The organism is Mucilaginibacter sp. JRF, assembly GCF_015223065.1.
Classification (GTDB): Bacteria; Bacteroidota; Bacteroidia; order Sphingobacteriales; family Sphingobacteriaceae; genus Mucilaginibacter.
The window spans coordinates 392,502-406,277 of record NZ_JADFBY010000002.1 but is presented as its reverse complement, the minus strand read 5'-3'; the positions used below and the strand labels follow the sequence as shown (position 1 = coordinate 406,277).

Annotated in this window: 16 protein-coding genes and 3 tRNA genes; 9 read left to right on the top strand and 10 right to left on the bottom strand. The window is 43.1% G+C overall.

All coding sequences use genetic code 11. The features are described from left to right. Positions 1-25: 25 nt before the first annotated feature. Positions 26-1,039, top strand: a complete 1,014-nt coding sequence (locus IM792_RS07225; RefSeq protein ID WP_194101159.1) for a hypothetical protein — start codon at positions 26-28, stop codon at positions 1,037-1,039. Here the strand turns inward: IM792_RS07225 and IM792_RS07220 are convergent. Next, positions 1,036-1,854, bottom strand: coding sequence for a galactosyltransferase-related protein (locus IM792_RS07220; protein ID WP_194101158.1), 819 nt, complete (start codon positions 1,852-1,854; stop codon positions 1,036-1,038). The two genes, IM792_RS07225 and IM792_RS07220, sit on opposite strands and share 4 nt — an antisense overlap. After that, positions 1,851-3,008 (bottom strand): glycosyltransferase, encoded by a 1,158-nt coding sequence (locus IM792_RS07215; RefSeq protein ID WP_194101157.1) that lies wholly within the window; start codon positions 3,006-3,008, stop codon positions 1,851-1,853. The genes IM792_RS07220 and IM792_RS07215 overlap by 4 nt, the downstream gene beginning before the upstream one ends. Before the next feature lie 343 nt (positions 3,009-3,351). On the opposite strand from IM792_RS07215, the gene IM792_RS07210 reads away from it, so the two are divergent. The 6 genes from IM792_RS07210 (at position 3,352) to IM792_RS07185 (ending at position 7,101) form a co-directional block, all read left to right on the top strand. Continuing rightward, complete coding sequence (locus IM792_RS07210) at positions 3,352-4,113, top strand: hypothetical protein (protein ID WP_194101156.1); 762 nt, start codon at positions 3,352-3,354, stop codon at positions 4,111-4,113. Positions 4,114-4,348: 235 nt separating this feature from the next. Next, on the top strand, positions 4,349-4,615 hold the full coding sequence (locus IM792_RS07205; protein ID WP_194101155.1) for a helix-turn-helix domain-containing protein: 267 nt from the start codon (positions 4,349-4,351) through the stop codon (positions 4,613-4,615). After that, entirely contained in the window at positions 4,612-4,956 is a 345-nt protein-coding gene (locus IM792_RS07200; RefSeq protein ID WP_228084972.1) for a hypothetical protein, read from the top strand. The genes IM792_RS07205 and IM792_RS07200 overlap by 4 nt, the downstream gene beginning before the upstream one ends. A gap of 336 nt (positions 4,957-5,292) precedes the next feature. Further along, positions 5,293-5,847 (top strand): BfmA/BtgA family mobilization protein, encoded by a 555-nt coding sequence (locus IM792_RS07195; protein WP_194101154.1) that lies wholly within the window; start codon positions 5,293-5,295, stop codon positions 5,845-5,847. 63 nt (positions 5,848-5,910) lie between these two features. Further along, complete coding sequence (locus IM792_RS07190) at positions 5,911-6,825, top strand: DUF5712 family protein (protein WP_194101153.1); 915 nt, start codon at positions 5,911-5,913, stop codon at positions 6,823-6,825. 21 nt (positions 6,826-6,846) lie between these two features. Further along, positions 6,847-7,101 carry a hypothetical protein gene (locus tag IM792_RS07185; protein ID WP_194101152.1) on the top strand — a complete coding sequence of 85 codons (255 nt, stop codon included), beginning with the start codon at positions 6,847-6,849 and terminating at the stop codon, positions 7,099-7,101. A 386-nt stretch (positions 7,102-7,487) separates the two neighbouring features. Here the strand turns inward: IM792_RS07185 and IM792_RS07180 are convergent, their stop codons facing one another. The 3 genes from IM792_RS07180 to IM792_RS07170 all read right to left on the bottom strand — a co-directional run bounded on the left by IM792_RS07180 (position 7,488) and on the right by IM792_RS07170 (position 10,189). Then, complete coding sequence (locus IM792_RS07180) at positions 7,488-8,723, bottom strand: site-specific integrase (protein ID WP_194101151.1); 1,236 nt, start codon at positions 8,721-8,723, stop codon at positions 7,488-7,490. 249 nt (positions 8,724-8,972) lie between these two features. Beyond that, positions 8,973-9,045 (bottom strand) — tRNA-Lys (locus IM792_RS07175). Between the two features lie 133 nt (positions 9,046-9,178). Next, positions 9,179-10,189, bottom strand: a complete 1,011-nt coding sequence (locus tag IM792_RS07170) for a YCF48-related protein (RefSeq protein WP_194101150.1) — start codon at positions 10,187-10,189, stop codon at positions 9,179-9,181. 103 nt (positions 10,190-10,292) lie between these two features. Between IM792_RS07170 and IM792_RS07165 the strand changes: the two genes are divergently transcribed. Both IM792_RS07165 and IM792_RS07160 read left to right on the top strand, forming a co-directional pair. Beyond that, positions 10,293-10,376, top strand: a tRNA-Leu gene (locus IM792_RS07165). Positions 10,377-10,439: 63 nt separating this feature from the next. Continuing rightward, positions 10,440-10,523 (top strand) — tRNA-Leu (locus tag IM792_RS07160). Positions 10,524-10,534: 11 nt separating this feature from the next. On the opposite strand, the gene IM792_RS07155 is transcribed toward IM792_RS07160, so the two are convergent. From IM792_RS07155 to IM792_RS07135, 5 genes are read right to left on the bottom strand one after another with little or no spacing between them, the layout of a single operon-like run. Next, complete coding sequence (locus tag IM792_RS07155; protein WP_194101149.1) at positions 10,535-10,966, bottom strand: hypothetical protein; 432 nt, start codon at positions 10,964-10,966, stop codon at positions 10,535-10,537. Positions 10,967-10,968: 2 nt separating this feature from the next. Further along, complete coding sequence (locus tag IM792_RS07150; protein ID WP_194101148.1) at positions 10,969-11,127, bottom strand: hypothetical protein; 159 nt, start codon at positions 11,125-11,127, stop codon at positions 10,969-10,971. Positions 11,128-11,135: 8 nt separating this feature from the next. Next, complete coding sequence (locus tag IM792_RS07145) at positions 11,136-11,714, bottom strand: hypothetical protein (protein ID WP_194101147.1); 579 nt, start codon at positions 11,712-11,714, stop codon at positions 11,136-11,138. Between the two features lie 20 nt (positions 11,715-11,734). Next, positions 11,735-12,946, bottom strand: a complete 1,212-nt coding sequence (locus IM792_RS07140; protein ID WP_194101146.1) for a terminase large subunit — start codon at positions 12,944-12,946, stop codon at positions 11,735-11,737. Between the two features lie 49 nt (positions 12,947-12,995). Beyond that, positions 12,996-13,400 (bottom strand): terminase small subunit, encoded by a 405-nt coding sequence (locus IM792_RS07135; RefSeq protein WP_194101145.1) that lies wholly within the window; start codon positions 13,398-13,400, stop codon positions 12,996-12,998. Positions 13,401-13,776: the final 376 nt, after the last annotated feature.

The following is a 13,776-nucleotide window of genomic DNA, read 5'->3' as shown; positions in this document are numbered from 1 at the left end:
CCATCATCACGGCTCAGGACACCTGATGCGCGCACTGGCTATAGCTCCGCACTTAAATGTTGCAGTGACCTTTTTGGGGAGTGGTTTAAGGGAATATGAACATAATATACCCTCTACAATCAGGTGCATTCATCTCCCTCCCGACATTCCGGGATTGGATGACGTGGTATGGGACGAGATAAGTACCATTGACAGCTTTCACTATGCACCACTGAACATTGCCGGTATCCGACTTCGTAATCAAATCCTAAGCGATTTCTTTGTAGTCTCGTACCCTATGCTTTTAGTGATTGATGTTTCTGTTGAGATAGCGTTGTTTGCACGTTTGTCCGGCATACCAACTATTATAGTGCGCCAACACGGTAAACGCAACGATCCCGCCCACTTAGCGGCTTATCAAAGCGCCTCCCTGTTATTGGCACCTTACGCTGCAAAACTAAGTTCAGAATGTTTACCATGGGTGGATCAGAAAACTTTTTTTTCGGGTGGTTTTTCAAAGTTCACCACCGCTGAGACTATAGTTTCTAAAATGGATAATATCTCTCAGGTAGCGGTAATGACAGGTAAAGGAGGTACAAGCATTAATATAACTTTTATTGAATATCTCGCAAAAAATTGTCCTCTTTATCATTTTCATATTATTGGAGAACTGCCTTCTAATAAATTAACATTTGAAAATATCACATTTCACGGTAGCAGTAATGATCCGGGAATGGTATTAGAACTATGCAACACTGTAATTGGCAACGCCGGTCACAACACCGTAATGGAAATAGCAGACCTGAAAAAAGCATTTATATGTATTCCGGAAAAACGTCCGTTTGATGAGCAACTACAAAAAGCACAACTTATCAAACAATACTATAACATTCCAGTTGTGCTACCTGCAGATCTGTTTACAACTGATTGGAATACATTATTGTACCAAGTCGGCAACAACTTGCCTGATTGGCAAGGAATGATTACTGAACAGGCGCTCTCACAAATATCCATAGTTATAGATGAATTGGCGAATAAGGTTTTTAGATCAAAAATTTAGATGTTCATTGAGTTCTGTAATTCGCTTTCATCCGGTGTTCGCAGTAGTTTAAGCAAATTATTCTCCCAATATATCAAACCTGCTTCTTTAAATTTCATAAGCCATCCATCCATTGGCCAGATTTGCCATTTACTATAGAAGAGGTTAGCGTTTGTTATAATATCGGAAAGATGATTTAGTGGTGGTGAGTAGCTGGAATGATATTGATGATAAGCAATGGCAGGAACGTTTTTTATTTGCACATTGTTTTTGCGCGCTTCAAAAGCAAAGTCAGTATCTTCACCGCCATAGCCTTTAAACCGCTTATCAAAACCACCTATTCGTGTAAACAAAACTTTGCTGCAGCCAAAGTTGAGCGACCAAAAAAGCTCGTAAGGTATATTAACCAAACCTGATCGGATAGGATCAGTAATACTGTGAGCCATCAGATTTTCGGGCGTAATTAAGTTTTTTCCAAAACCTGCGCTTAAATAACGTACCTGGCCCGAAAGCAGCTGGTCATCTTCCCACTGTTGATCATATATCATTAACATTTCCATTGCAGGGATGCAGTCAACATCGAGAAAAACAACTCTATTATGTCGCGCAATGGCTATTCCTGCATTGCGTGATGCAGCAAGAGGAAGATTTGTGTTGGAATAAACACTGATTTGCCTTACTGGAAAGGGCATATTAGGCAATGAGTAGGCAGCCTGATTCATATGTACGATAATCAACTCATTCGGCAACATTGGGCCAACTGCCAATCCTTGCATGGTGCGGCAAAGCGCCTCATATCTCTCACGAACAATAACAACGACAGATATCCCTTTCATGAGGCTAAAGATATTGCCGAGAAGTATTGCCTGAAGTGACTGATCACCTGCGTGATAGGTTCCAGGGCGTTTAACTTTCGCCAATTACCCTTAGCTAATTGTTCTTCAATCAATTCCCATAGTTCGCCGAAATAGCCGCAGTTTTCTATGTTCACATAAAGCCATTGAAGATCCAGCATTAACTCCGCACTCGAAGCTTCCAATCTGGAGTCGTCTATCAAAAGCTCCGACTTAATATTCCAAAGTTGGCGAAGTGTGTTTTTTAGTGTTGTTTTTTTGATCAGCGAAATCAGCGGCTCTACTTGTTGTTGCTGATTTTCCAGGGTCATGAGTCCCCATTGCTGTAATTGAACTGAAAATCCAAAATCCACTTTGCCAATCAGCCTTGCGGAGGTATAAACTTTTACCAAAGGTGATTTTCGCACTTTGGCATCTATTCGATAAAGTGCTTTTCTGAATTCTTCGTCTTCCAGATATGGAATAGCAGGGATACGGCCTGCTTTATGATAGATATCGCACGTCACAGCTAAACTTGGTCCGTAACATTGGAAATGCCTTGGCCATGGATCTGAATGACAAGGATCTAATATAGATTCCAGTCTGCTTACATGATATCGGTAACTAACATCGCGCAGATGGTGTATTTTTGATAAAGCCGGGGTGTCCCTCGGCAAAATCCGCCCCCCAACTACATCATTTCCTTTTGCCATTTCCATTAATATATAATGTATCCACTGACTGTCAACTTCACTATCTCCATCAGTAGAAACAATAATACCAAACAAATGTCCGATAGATATGAATCTTTCATACGCTTCATCCATCATCAATCTTCTTACCGTACCAATGTGTGCATCCGGTTCAGGAATATCAATTTGGGCGATGTGTAAATTAAATTCAGGATACTTGGCCTGGTAGCTTTCAGCAAAAAGGTAGGTATTATCATTACAATTGTTAGCAAGCAGTAATACCTCGTAAATTGAGGAATGCAATGACTTCCCATGTTCGTCCACCTGCCTGCGTAAAGCATCTAAAGTACGGATTAAGCCATCCTCTTCATTTTTTACCGGTACGATAACGGCTATCTGCAAAGTGCTCTCAGGCTTCGCTTTATACAGCTTATTATTTAGTTTATAGGCACTTACAGGCTGCATACATCATCTTTGAAACACAACACCTGATACGACAATAAGTTTTCTATGTTGAACACTCATTTATATTAATCGAGAAAGCATGCAATTATAATTTAATAGCTGCAAACAACTCAAACCTTTTCCTGCAGATGAAATGATTCGAAAAATTACAATATTACTTATTAGAGTGATTCTGATGTGGCTTAAATCAATATTCACAATATGATTTCTAATTCTGATTTCAATAAATCAAAATTATCTCAAAGAAGACACGACGCTTTAACTAAGGCAGATTACGTATCGAAATAGATTAATTTCAAACCAATCACTCTCCCAAAAGTTGTAGATAAAAACCGCTTTATCTATGCCGCTACCTACAACATATTTCCGCTTCCGATCCCGTTTCAACTTTTCGCCGCACCGTTTCGAGATCGGTAACCCCATCATCCAAAACAAAGCTTTAGCTGATAACTTTTTCCTGAAGAAGATATACGAACTGGACAGCGATGAATACAAGGATTATTACGATTTCCATTTCCGCTATTTCCAGCAAAAAGAAGTCGGTGAAGAAGAAGCCTTTTTCAATCATGTGACAGGCATCGTGACCGACAGGATGCACCATTACCGCAAACAAAACCCGTTCTCCTCAGCCTATCCCGAACGGATGGCCAGCGCCAAAAAACTGGAAGCCTTTTTGACTTTTTTAAAGACGGTCGACCGATGGCACCGGCTGGAACCCATCGAGTCAGTGGTCGCCGAAAAAGAGCGCGAGATCGACCGCCTGAACGAGCGGATCTCTGTCCTGGAAACGCAGCTCAAAGAGGCCACCAAATACGATCCCGGTGAGAAGGTCGTGATCAGTAAAAGCCACCTGCCGGTATTCATTTCATTAATGCTCGACTTGCAGGAACTGACCCTTCCGAACAGCAATAAACTTACCCGCTCACAGACCCAGGCACCCTGGTATAAAATGATCGCCAGATACTTTATGCACGGTGACAAACCTATCTCCATCGACACTGCCCGCAATTACTTCCCGGCACAAAAAGATGACCCACCCGCCAAATTCATCGGCATCCCTGACAAGGACAAATTATTTACCATCGTACCGACCGGTAAGGCTTAGTTCTTCTTTCTGTTTTAAGACCGAATTCCTATAGTAATGCGAAACGGTTTTCCTTGATTTTTCAATCGCACGCTTTACTTTTTCCCTGCACCTGCCGCCATTTCTGACCAAATGCCGCTATTGGTCATTCATTTTGCCTGTTTGGCCTTCACTTTTGGAACCATAGCGTTCAGGGAAACTCTTTTCAGTTTTCTACTGAACCGGTAACTATCAACCTTAAAAAAAGGAGGAAAAAATGCAGGTAGAGATGATCACCAGGGAAGACCTGAAAGAATGGAAGACAGAATTATTAGCTGAGATCAGGAAGCTGACCGGACAGGGCAGTGAAGGAGTTTCCAAACAATGGCTCAAAAGTTACGAGGTACGTAAACTACTGAAGATATCACCCGGTACCTTGCAGAACCTGCGGATCAATGGTACGCTCCGCTATACGAAGATCGGCAGCATCATGTACTACAAACTGGATGATATCAACAAGCTACTGGAAGGAGGTAAACCATGACCCATAAACCCAATTTCGGTAAGGTAAACCCGCCCGGTCATGAGCTGGCCGGGTACGGCAGGCTATTGCGCAAAATGAGCAAGGACGAGCGGCTGAACGCCACCCATATCAGCCTGTTCACTGGAATGTTTATTCAATGGCAAAGGAACGATTACCAAAGCCCTTTCCCGGTTACCAGGAAACTGCTGATGGCCCATAGCCGGATAGCCTCTATCGCCACTTACCACAAGTGCATCAGGGAGTTGGACGACTACGGTTACATCCGTTACCAGCCATCTTATCACCCAAAGAACGGCAGCCTGGTCTACTGGCCGTCCGGTTGGGAGAAAGCTTCAGCATGAACAGCAAAGACACTAAAAATTAGGATCAGGATGTATCAGTCTAACGGGATATTCAGCTATCGGTATAACGATATAAATAGCAATACAAATAACTGCACAGGCAGCTTCGCTGCTGTCCTTCCGCGAAAGCGGGGGAGCGAGCGGAAGTCGGGCAAGCCCGACTTTTCCGCTCGCCCTGCGGGGCTACGGCGGTTTTGGGTATACCTGGGGTATACTTTGCCCCCCGCCTGATATTGTAAACAAAGAAAACAGTATACCCGGCGGTATACCTAATTAACGAAAATGTCTGATTAGGATAAATCTTGAAAGAATGCGGTTTTTCAATAAGGACGACTTATGAACAAGGACACCAACAGTAAGACAATACGCTTTTCGGTAAAGACCGATGAGAAGTTGCAGGCCGTGGCCAACAAATGCGGATTAAGCAAGACCGACCTGTTACGGTATATGGCAGACTATTTTTATAAGACGAAGAAAGATCCCAGGGACCTGAATGATGAACAGCTAAAGAATGCCATCAACCGTAAGACAGATAACATCGTCGCCTTTATCAGGACACAGGAACAGGAGCTGCTGATACCGGCTAAAAAGGACATGGAGCAAATGCTGGTGCTACAGGAACAGCTGACCGCCTTATTTCAAAAAGACATCATCAGCCATAACGATCGCCAACGCAAATATTTCGATAGCCAGTCGACACTGACCGATCAGGTCATCCGGTATCTGAAGCAACAGGAAAGCCTGCAGGCAGACCGGCAAAAGCTCAAACAAAGATGCCGTGCCATACTGGAGCATTATATCCGTCATCGGGAGCAGATGGGTATCCTGAACAAACAGTCGGATAAGGATGAACTGGCCGCTTATGTGCGGCAGCAAATGGATGCGGTATGATCACCGATCAGAAAGTAAAAAGTAAAAATAATAAATGATCAAGAAACCAAAGACAACTAACCCATGCATATCAACATCAGCAAGAGCGAGACCGGGAACAATAAAGGCAGCAGTAGCCGGTTGGTGGCCTACTTGGAAAAAGAGAACCGTTTGCATGAAAAGCTAAACGATTACCACCCGGAACTATGGTTCAATTACAGTGGCCGGAACATCCGGCCTTACGAGGTCAGGCAGGTTATAGATAATAACATCGCGAAGCTCTCCAAAGACGACGCGAAGTTCTTCCTGATCAACATCAGCCCGAGTGAAAAAGAGCTGAGATACCTGAAGGAAAAGTACGGGCAAGAGGGCGCTAAAAACCATCTTAAAGAATATGCCAATACCCTGATGGACGCCTATGCCAAAAACTTTAAACGGGAGAGCATCAACTCCAACCGGGACCTGGTGTATTACGGTAAAGTAGAACGGTACCGGTACTACACTTACAAGGATCAGGAAGTACGAAAAGGCATAGCTAAAAGAGGGGAACAAAAGCTCGGGGAACAGATGCATGTACAGGTGATCGTGAGCCGGAAGGACGCCACGAATACCATCAAGCTAAGTCCGCTGAATAACTCGAGGGGGACGAACACAACACACAGTCAGAAGGTGGGACAGTTCGACCGGGTAGCGTTTAAACAGGAAGCGGAAAGGTTGTTTGATCAGCTGTTCAATTACGAGCGGAACATCGAGGAATCATTTGCCTATGCCAATACCTTGAAGCATGGCAGCTACGAGCAAAAGCAAGAGATGAAACAGTTGCGAAGCAGACAATCTACCGCACCGCAAAAAGCGATCCCCTCAACCAGCAAAGGCATCATAGAAACCTTGCTGGAAGGTCAGCATCAAGGTTATGGTGAACAGACGGTGGATGACGGTAGGCGCAGACGTAAAAAACGCAGACGTGGATATGGTTATGATGGCGGGTATTCGAGGTGAGTTTAAGCAGTAAAGAACAACATGTCCCAGCGGCACGGCAGGATGGCTTCGCCACCCGCCTTAGCCGCCGCGCGCAGGCCAGTATTCGTGCCTCATACAGGCCTGCTTTGGCCATCGCGCATAGTCCGTTTACCATCGCACCGCCATCACAAAGATAGCCGCGCCGTTCAGCGGTCAAGGGTGTATGAACAACGGCTGACGCCGTTGCCCTTGACCGCTGAACTGCTTCGGGCTGCCGGTTGTTTAAGCGGTACAATGGGGGAGTGTGTGGGATAAAAAATGCTAGGTTATTGCTTACAGGTGCATAACCTGTCTCGAATGGTCAAACTAACTTTACTATTCACGAGTAGGATCAGAGATAGTCTGAAATTAGACCATGCGGAAATGTCAACCTGTTTGAACTGCTGCAAAATGCTTACCAAAGATCAAGGTATGAGCCGGGGTTTTCGGTTGATGAATTATCGCTGAGAATGATCACTGAAATGGTTCAACGGTTGTTGGCTTGTATCCATAAAAACTTATATAACACCTAGTAGAGTAACAGATTCCTGAAACGCTGGCAAGTAGTTGGCAGGTGATAAAGACCGCCCGCCACTACATAAGCCTTCTAAAAATTTTCTTTAACGCAGCTCCCCTGCTTTTCGATGCTTTTTCCTTACGACCTAGTCAGCGGTCTTTAATAGAAGCTTACTGCGCAACAAGTTCATATCTTCGCTAATTTTTCTATCTACAACCTTTGCGTAAATTTGCGTAGTTCTCACACTCTTATGTCCAAGCATCTTGCTAACTGTTTCCATGGGAACTCCATTACTAAGTGTGATAGTGGTGGCGAATGTGTGACGCGCGCAGTGAAATGTCAGCTCTTTCTGAATACCCACTACATCCGCGATTTCTTTTAGGTAAGCATTCACCTTTTGATTGGTCAACATTGGAAAGACAGTTCCTGCATTAACTGCTTTCGGGTGATTACTATAACGCTCCACAATTTCCAGAGCCATGGGAAGTAATGGCATTCGCGAAGGTGTTCCCGTTTTTGTTCGATTAGTACTTAACCACATTTCCCGGTCAATACCTACAATTATATCGGATGGTTTAAGCTCCATTAAATCGATATATGACAATCCCGTGTAACAACTAAACAAAAACAGATCCTTTATCAATTTGAGCCTCTCTATTTTAAATACCTTATTCGATAGGCTTTCTACTTCAAATTCTGTTAAGAAAGCCCTATTCGTTTCTCTTAGCTTTATTTTATACATAACAAACGGATCTTTAACCAGCCAGTCATTAGCCAAACATTGCCGAACAATTTTTTTTAGTTTCTTGATCATTCCCATAGCGGTATTGTGCGCTATATTTTTTTCTGCTTTCAGATAATATTCATACTCAGCAATAAATTGATGGTTCAACTTATCAAGAGCTATATCTTCGATATGGTATTTAGTTCTGATAAATTGTTCTACTGAAGAATAAGCTGTCTTAAACTTTTTTAATGTGCCAATAGAATACTCTTTACCCACCAAACTTTCAAATTGATCATTGTGATATGCATAAACTTGTAATAGAGTATGAACCGGAGTTTCAGGGTCACTTTCTCCATTGTAAACACGCTTAATTGATGCGGCTGTAACATCTTTGCCTTCTGCAAGTAAATCGCGCTGAGATTCAAACAACTTGGCATTTACTTGTTCAAGCCAATTATTAATAGCGCGACTTTCTTTATTGCTTCCATTTAATCGGCCGGCTTTGTTATTCCATTGCTCCTCAAAGCAAAATCTTTGCGTATTCCATTCTACGCGCTGGCCTTCGACTGTCAATCTCACGTAGATAGGCAATTTCCCCTGTTTGCTCGTTCTTGATTTTTTTAAGTAGAACAGAATCTTGAATGTTTTCTTCATTTTTTGAACATTTAAGGTGAATAAAAATACTTCCAATGTTCTTTCAAATCAAGATATTCAATGTACAAACATGCTGATATACAGAATCTTGCCATCTAAATCGGGAGTCATAGAGTAGCAAATTAGATGACTCCCGATTTAGACACTTTTATATTGAATTTGAATGGATATTTTGTAGATATGCGAAAACAAAAAACCCTTCAAATGATGTCATTTGAAGGGTTTTGCAAATTTTGGAGGGTTTTCCAGTGATCCCGCTGGGACTCGAACCCAGGACCCCAACATTAAAAGTGTTATGCTCTACCGGCTGAGCTACGGAATCATCCTTTAAGTGATTTGGATTGTTATATCCGTTTCCTTTAAAGTGGTGCAAATATAGGAGTATGATTTAATGTGTGCAAGCCCTATTTAAAAATAATTTAACACTGCCATATTAACCCCCTAATGTACAGCGACTAAAATTTTAAAATACCTATTTTGCCTTTATCGCCTGCCAGCAAAATCAGCTTTCCGCTGGCCGATCTTAAACAAACATTGAAACTTGTGCTATCAATTTGCGTCCAGGTTTTGCCACCATTGTTAGTTACGTTAGTGCCCGATGTACCCGTTGCCACAAAGGTATCGCCCTTAATATGCTCAACACATGATTGAAAACCGCCCGGCATTTTGGCGGAAAGGTTAAATTTATTTTGCCCAACCAATACCGCGGCTACCGAATCCGGCTTTGTAAGCACTTCATAATCGCCACCTACAACAATAACTTTGTTTTTGTATTTGGTTAGGCCAAACGCCCCCTTGCTACTTTTATTTTGAGAGAGCGGGGTATTCACATATTGCCACTTTATATTTTTAACCGGCGAATAAATATATCTGGACACTGTGCCGCCCGTGGCAATGACGATGTGCCCTTGCTGCACACGCATACAAGTACCACTGGCCGCAAATGCCGCTTCGCCGGGTATGGCCTCGGGCGAATTGGTCATTTGCGCCCAGCTATCGCCACCATCCTTTGTTTCGAGCATTAAGAATTTGTTATTTATAGGGTCGCCCATGATGTAGCCGTGTTTACTGTCGGCAAAATCCATAGCGTCTAAAAAATAGGCGGCATCATTATTTTGAAAAACCAGCTTCCAGTTCAGTCCGCCATCGGTAGTTTTAAGTACCAGCGCCGGCGTTCCGGAGGCGATGATCACGGCCTCTTTTTCAGAGAATGCCTGTACATCACGAAAATCAGCTTTCTCGTATCCTTTTACCTGCTGCCAAGTCCAGTTTTCGCCGCCGTCGGTAGTAATAGCTATGTGCCCTTTACTGCCACTTATCCAAGCAACCCGATCGTTCACCACGCTCATGCCCCTGATACTTGCCGTAACTGTTTGAGGTACCGGCTTAATTGTTTGCGCCTGTAGGGTAAACGCACTGGCTGATAGCAATAATACGACGTATAAAAATTTGAGGTATTTGTTCATGAGCACTAATATAAACAGGCGTTACAATGATTTAACATTTTCTTTTACTATTTGCCGAAAGCGATTATATTTGCAGCCTCATTTGAGCCATTGGCTCATTTAAGCCCGGGTGGCGAAATTGGTAAACGTTGCGGTCTCAGAAGCCGTTGAGAATTGTCTCTTGAGAGTTCGAGTCTCTCCTCGGGCACGCCCCAAAACAAAAACAGATCAGCTTATGGCTGATCTGTTTTTGTAAATAACAAAGAGTTATGCCCAGGTGGCGAAATTGGTAGACGCACCATCTTGAGGGGGTGGCATTCGTAAGGATGTACGAGTTCGAATCTCGTTCTGGGCACTCAAAAACCTCTAAATGAGGCTTTTATACTTGTTTTTATAATACCACTCTAACAAGTATACGCCATCGCTCCAGTTCAATTTATTATCGCTTGCTGCCTGCGCGCAAAGTATTGATATGCTGTGCAGATAAGCGTTGCGCACATCAGTATCCATTTTATTTAAGTCGACCGAGGCCGTAATAATAGCATCCTCATCATCACTTACAGCCAACTTAAGCCTGATCAATATTTGTGGCAGTGCCTGCCTGAGCCATAATTTTAGTTTATCATCAATTTCGCCGGGAATCACGGCTGTTAATGCATCAACAACCGGCAAATCAATAATAGCTTTCAGATTCTCAGTTACTATTACTCCTATCTCGATCGCCTTCTTTAGGTCGGCAGACATATTTGAAAAAAGATTTTTGATAAAGTTTATGATGCTGTTTATTATCTTCTTCATAATTATTTCGTTCTATTAATGGTCACTTCCTTCATCTGCTCTTGCAGCAGGGCCACCTGTTCCTCAAGTACCTTCAACCTGATTTCGTTTACTCTGGATTGAGCTTCTTGCTGACTTTTAAGTTCGGTAATATCGGTTTGCAATTTGAAGTATGTGCCCATGACTGATATTACAATGCTATTGGCAGAGCCTCCGTTACCTTCATCATTTTTATCACATCAACAAATGCCGCCGCCTGATACTCGTTATAAGGTTTGCCTGTTGCCCGGCAGTAAAAGTATTGCGCCAGCAGCTTACCGCATGCCTGCAATGCCGGACTAAAATTGGCCTGCCAATCTGCCTCGCCATAGGTTTTAATATGGGTCGATATTTCATCAGCGATAATATCCCTGGCGGCCCAGTAAGCCCCGGCAGGTTCAATGGCCAGATCATCAATAACCTTTACCTGCTTGCTTTTACCATCTACATTAAGCGTAACTGTTTTAGGTAGCGCATCGCTGTTATACAGGTTTTTGATAGCGAAAGCCAGCCTTAATATCTGCCCGCTAAATATGGAAAGTTCCGAAGCATCCTTAACCTGTTTCAAATCATCAGCCGCCGTGCCCGATAGTATGCTGATGGCTTCCACATCGCCCAAATTTTCGGCGGCTTGCAGGGCTATCATCTGGCCAAGGGTTATTTCATCCAAAGTTTCGGGCATACGTATGCTTAACTGCCCCCGATGGGTTCGTACACTTTTTTCGATCATATAAATTTAGTTTTATCGTGTTATAAAATGCCATTCAGCAATGGGTCGGCACCCGCGTGGCTTTGCCTCACCGGCAATTTGGAGCGTACCGCGCCACTATTGTTTATACCCAGCTTATTTAGCGCCACATAGCGCAGGGCATCAATCAGGTGGTTCCAGGCGTCAACAGGCTCGTTGATGGTTCGGCCGGCACGGTCTGTTTTCCATTTATATCGGCCAAGCTCGTTGCGTAAATTGGTACTGCCGCGGGTAATATTGATTTTATATCGCTGTAAAATATCAATGGAGTTAGCCACACTATCAGCACCCTTTTTTGCCGGACTGATGTACCAGCCCATACGCCGCAACTCCTCAATTGATTTAGGTTCGGCACTATCGGCAATCACCTCGCTGTTAACGCTGAGGCCATTTTTGCGCAGTTTCGTACTGATGTCGGTATTGGTAAGCCCATGTTCATAAAAAACCTCATGCACCCACAGCTCGCCATTTTGTTTATATACCTGCAAGCAGGCTGTAGGGTCGTTAGTAAAACCAAAATCGAGGCCGGTGGCTATCAGCCGGGCATCATCGGGTATGGCTTCGCATATTTGCCAGTTGGTGAATATTAGTCCGCTTATTTTGCCGGTGAGGCCGCGAGCGTAAACCTTCCATAGCTCGGTATCAACATGCTTTAAAGCCTCAATTTTTTGCCGCACGGCATTATCCACAAATGGGTTATGCCGATGGTCGGATATGATGAGTTGTACCCCCTCCTGCCCCAGCAATTTATCGTGCACCCAAAACTCGGTATTGGGGTTATAATCAATATAAACCCGCGATTTTGTACGCAGGGCAAGCTCATTATACACCTCCCAGCTGATACCATTAGCCTCGTTAATGAACAGATAATCCCTTTTTCCTGACTTAGCATCCTGGCTATTTTCGTAGCTCCTGAACTCGATAGCGCTGCCATTTATAAACTCAAAAAAGCGGTCGCTTTTATTGTACGTTTTAATGGCGGCCATTAGCGGCGGGTTACTTTTGTAGATATTGAGCGCATCGCGTATGGCACCGGCTTTAAGGTTAGGCATATCCTGCCCGCATACGGTGATCACCAATCCGCCGGTTTCGCAAGCCAGGCAAAACAGCACCTGCAATATGGCATAGGTTTTACCCGATGATGTACCACCCTGATTAACTACAATATGAGCTTGTGAGTGATAATTATGATCAAACAATACAGATGTTTGCATAACGATTTTCAATTATGATTAAAATGATAATTGGCATAAAATATACCAATTAAAGCTCTACTTCTCGCTCGTTGTTGGCCGGTAATGCCCCCGTGCCTTGTATCTCTATCTGCAACACAGGCTGATTGATACTTATCGGCCCGATTTGCTGCTCACCTCCCCAGCCCATTGATCGCAAAGCGAAAACCGCGCCTGTGGGTGACGACAGATGGAGCAGCTTTTCATATTCGGCTTCAATTTGTAAACGTGCCTTGCGGGCAGCTTCAGCAAAGCGGCCTTGCTGCTCGTATAGGGCGAACTCCTCTCTGCTGGTAAAACCTAAATAGATTATCATTCCGCAAAAAGTTGGAGAATCCGCTTTTTTGTTAGATGGAGGCGCATCAGTACAAAACTGTAAGAAATAATTATCGACCCTTTGCTGAAAGGCTGCCGATGATGAAAATTTGACAGGCATAGGTTATGTGAGATTTGAAAGAACAACACAAATATACAGATATTTCTTTAAATATAAAGAATTTCATAAAATATTTCTCTAACTATATTTGGTGCTTATAAGTTGATAATTAACTTTAGCAGCATAGAAGCAATTGAAAAAATGATTAACAATTTAGTAATTGGAATAGTGTGTTTAATAATAGGGGCATTTATTCTGGTCAAAAATTTTAAAGATATTTTAGCGGATATAAGGGAGGATAAATTTGGAAACAACATCAAATTTTACGGTGGCGCTATCCTATTAGTTATTATTGGTTTATATATAATTTTTCGATAGCTATTCTCTACAAAGGATAAAAATGCTACCCTGACCGGCTAATCTATCTCTAAAATGC

What these genes read in the sequence shown, in the direction of transcription:
- IM792_RS07200 (WP_228084972.1), top strand. Translation starts at nt 4,612, where the DNA reads ATGACCCATAAACCCAATTTCGGTAAGGTAAACCCGCCCGGTCATGAG.
- IM792_RS07210 (WP_194101156.1), top strand. Translation starts at nt 3,352, where the DNA reads ATGCCGCTACCTACAACATATTTCCGCTTCCGATCCCGTTTCAACTTT.
- IM792_RS07215 (WP_194101157.1), bottom strand. Translation starts at nt 3,008, where the DNA reads ATGCAGCCTGTAAGTGCCTATAAACTAAATAATAAGCTGTATAAAGCG.
- IM792_RS07155 (WP_194101149.1), bottom strand. Translation starts at nt 10,966, where the DNA reads ATGAAGAAGATAATAAACAGCATCATAAACTTTATCAAAAATCTTTTT.
- IM792_RS07140 (WP_194101146.1), bottom strand. Translation starts at nt 12,946, where the DNA reads ATGCAAACATCTGTATTGTTTGATCATAATTATCACTCACAAGCTCAT.
- IM792_RS07195 (WP_194101154.1), top strand. Translation starts at nt 5,293, where the DNA reads ATGAACAAGGACACCAACAGTAAGACAATACGCTTTTCGGTAAAGACC.
- IM792_RS07185 (WP_194101152.1), top strand. Translation starts at nt 6,847, where the DNA reads ATGTCCCAGCGGCACGGCAGGATGGCTTCGCCACCCGCCTTAGCCGCC.
- IM792_RS07190 (WP_194101153.1), top strand. Translation starts at nt 5,911, where the DNA reads ATGCATATCAACATCAGCAAGAGCGAGACCGGGAACAATAAAGGCAGC.
- IM792_RS07225 (WP_194101159.1), top strand. Translation starts at nt 26, where the DNA reads ATGCGCGCACTGGCTATAGCTCCGCACTTAAATGTTGCAGTGACCTTT.
- IM792_RS07135 (WP_194101145.1), bottom strand. Translation starts at nt 13,400, where the DNA reads ATGCCTGTCAAATTTTCATCATCGGCAGCCTTTCAGCAAAGGGTCGAT.
- IM792_RS07170 (WP_194101150.1), bottom strand. Translation starts at nt 10,189, where the DNA reads ATGAACAAATACCTCAAATTTTTATACGTCGTATTATTGCTATCAGCC.
- IM792_RS07150 (WP_194101148.1), bottom strand. Translation starts at nt 11,127, where the DNA reads ATGGGCACATACTTCAAATTGCAAACCGATATTACCGAACTTAAAAGT.
- IM792_RS07145 (WP_194101147.1), bottom strand. Translation starts at nt 11,714, where the DNA reads ATGATCGAAAAAAGTGTACGAACCCATCGGGGGCAGTTAAGCATACGT.
- IM792_RS07220 (WP_194101158.1), bottom strand. Translation starts at nt 1,854, where the DNA reads ATGAAAGGGATATCTGTCGTTGTTATTGTTCGTGAGAGATATGAGGCG.
- IM792_RS07180 (WP_194101151.1), bottom strand. Translation starts at nt 8,723, where the DNA reads ATGAAGAAAACATTCAAGATTCTGTTCTACTTAAAAAAATCAAGAACG.
- IM792_RS07205 (WP_194101155.1), top strand. Translation starts at nt 4,349, where the DNA reads ATGCAGGTAGAGATGATCACCAGGGAAGACCTGAAAGAATGGAAGACA.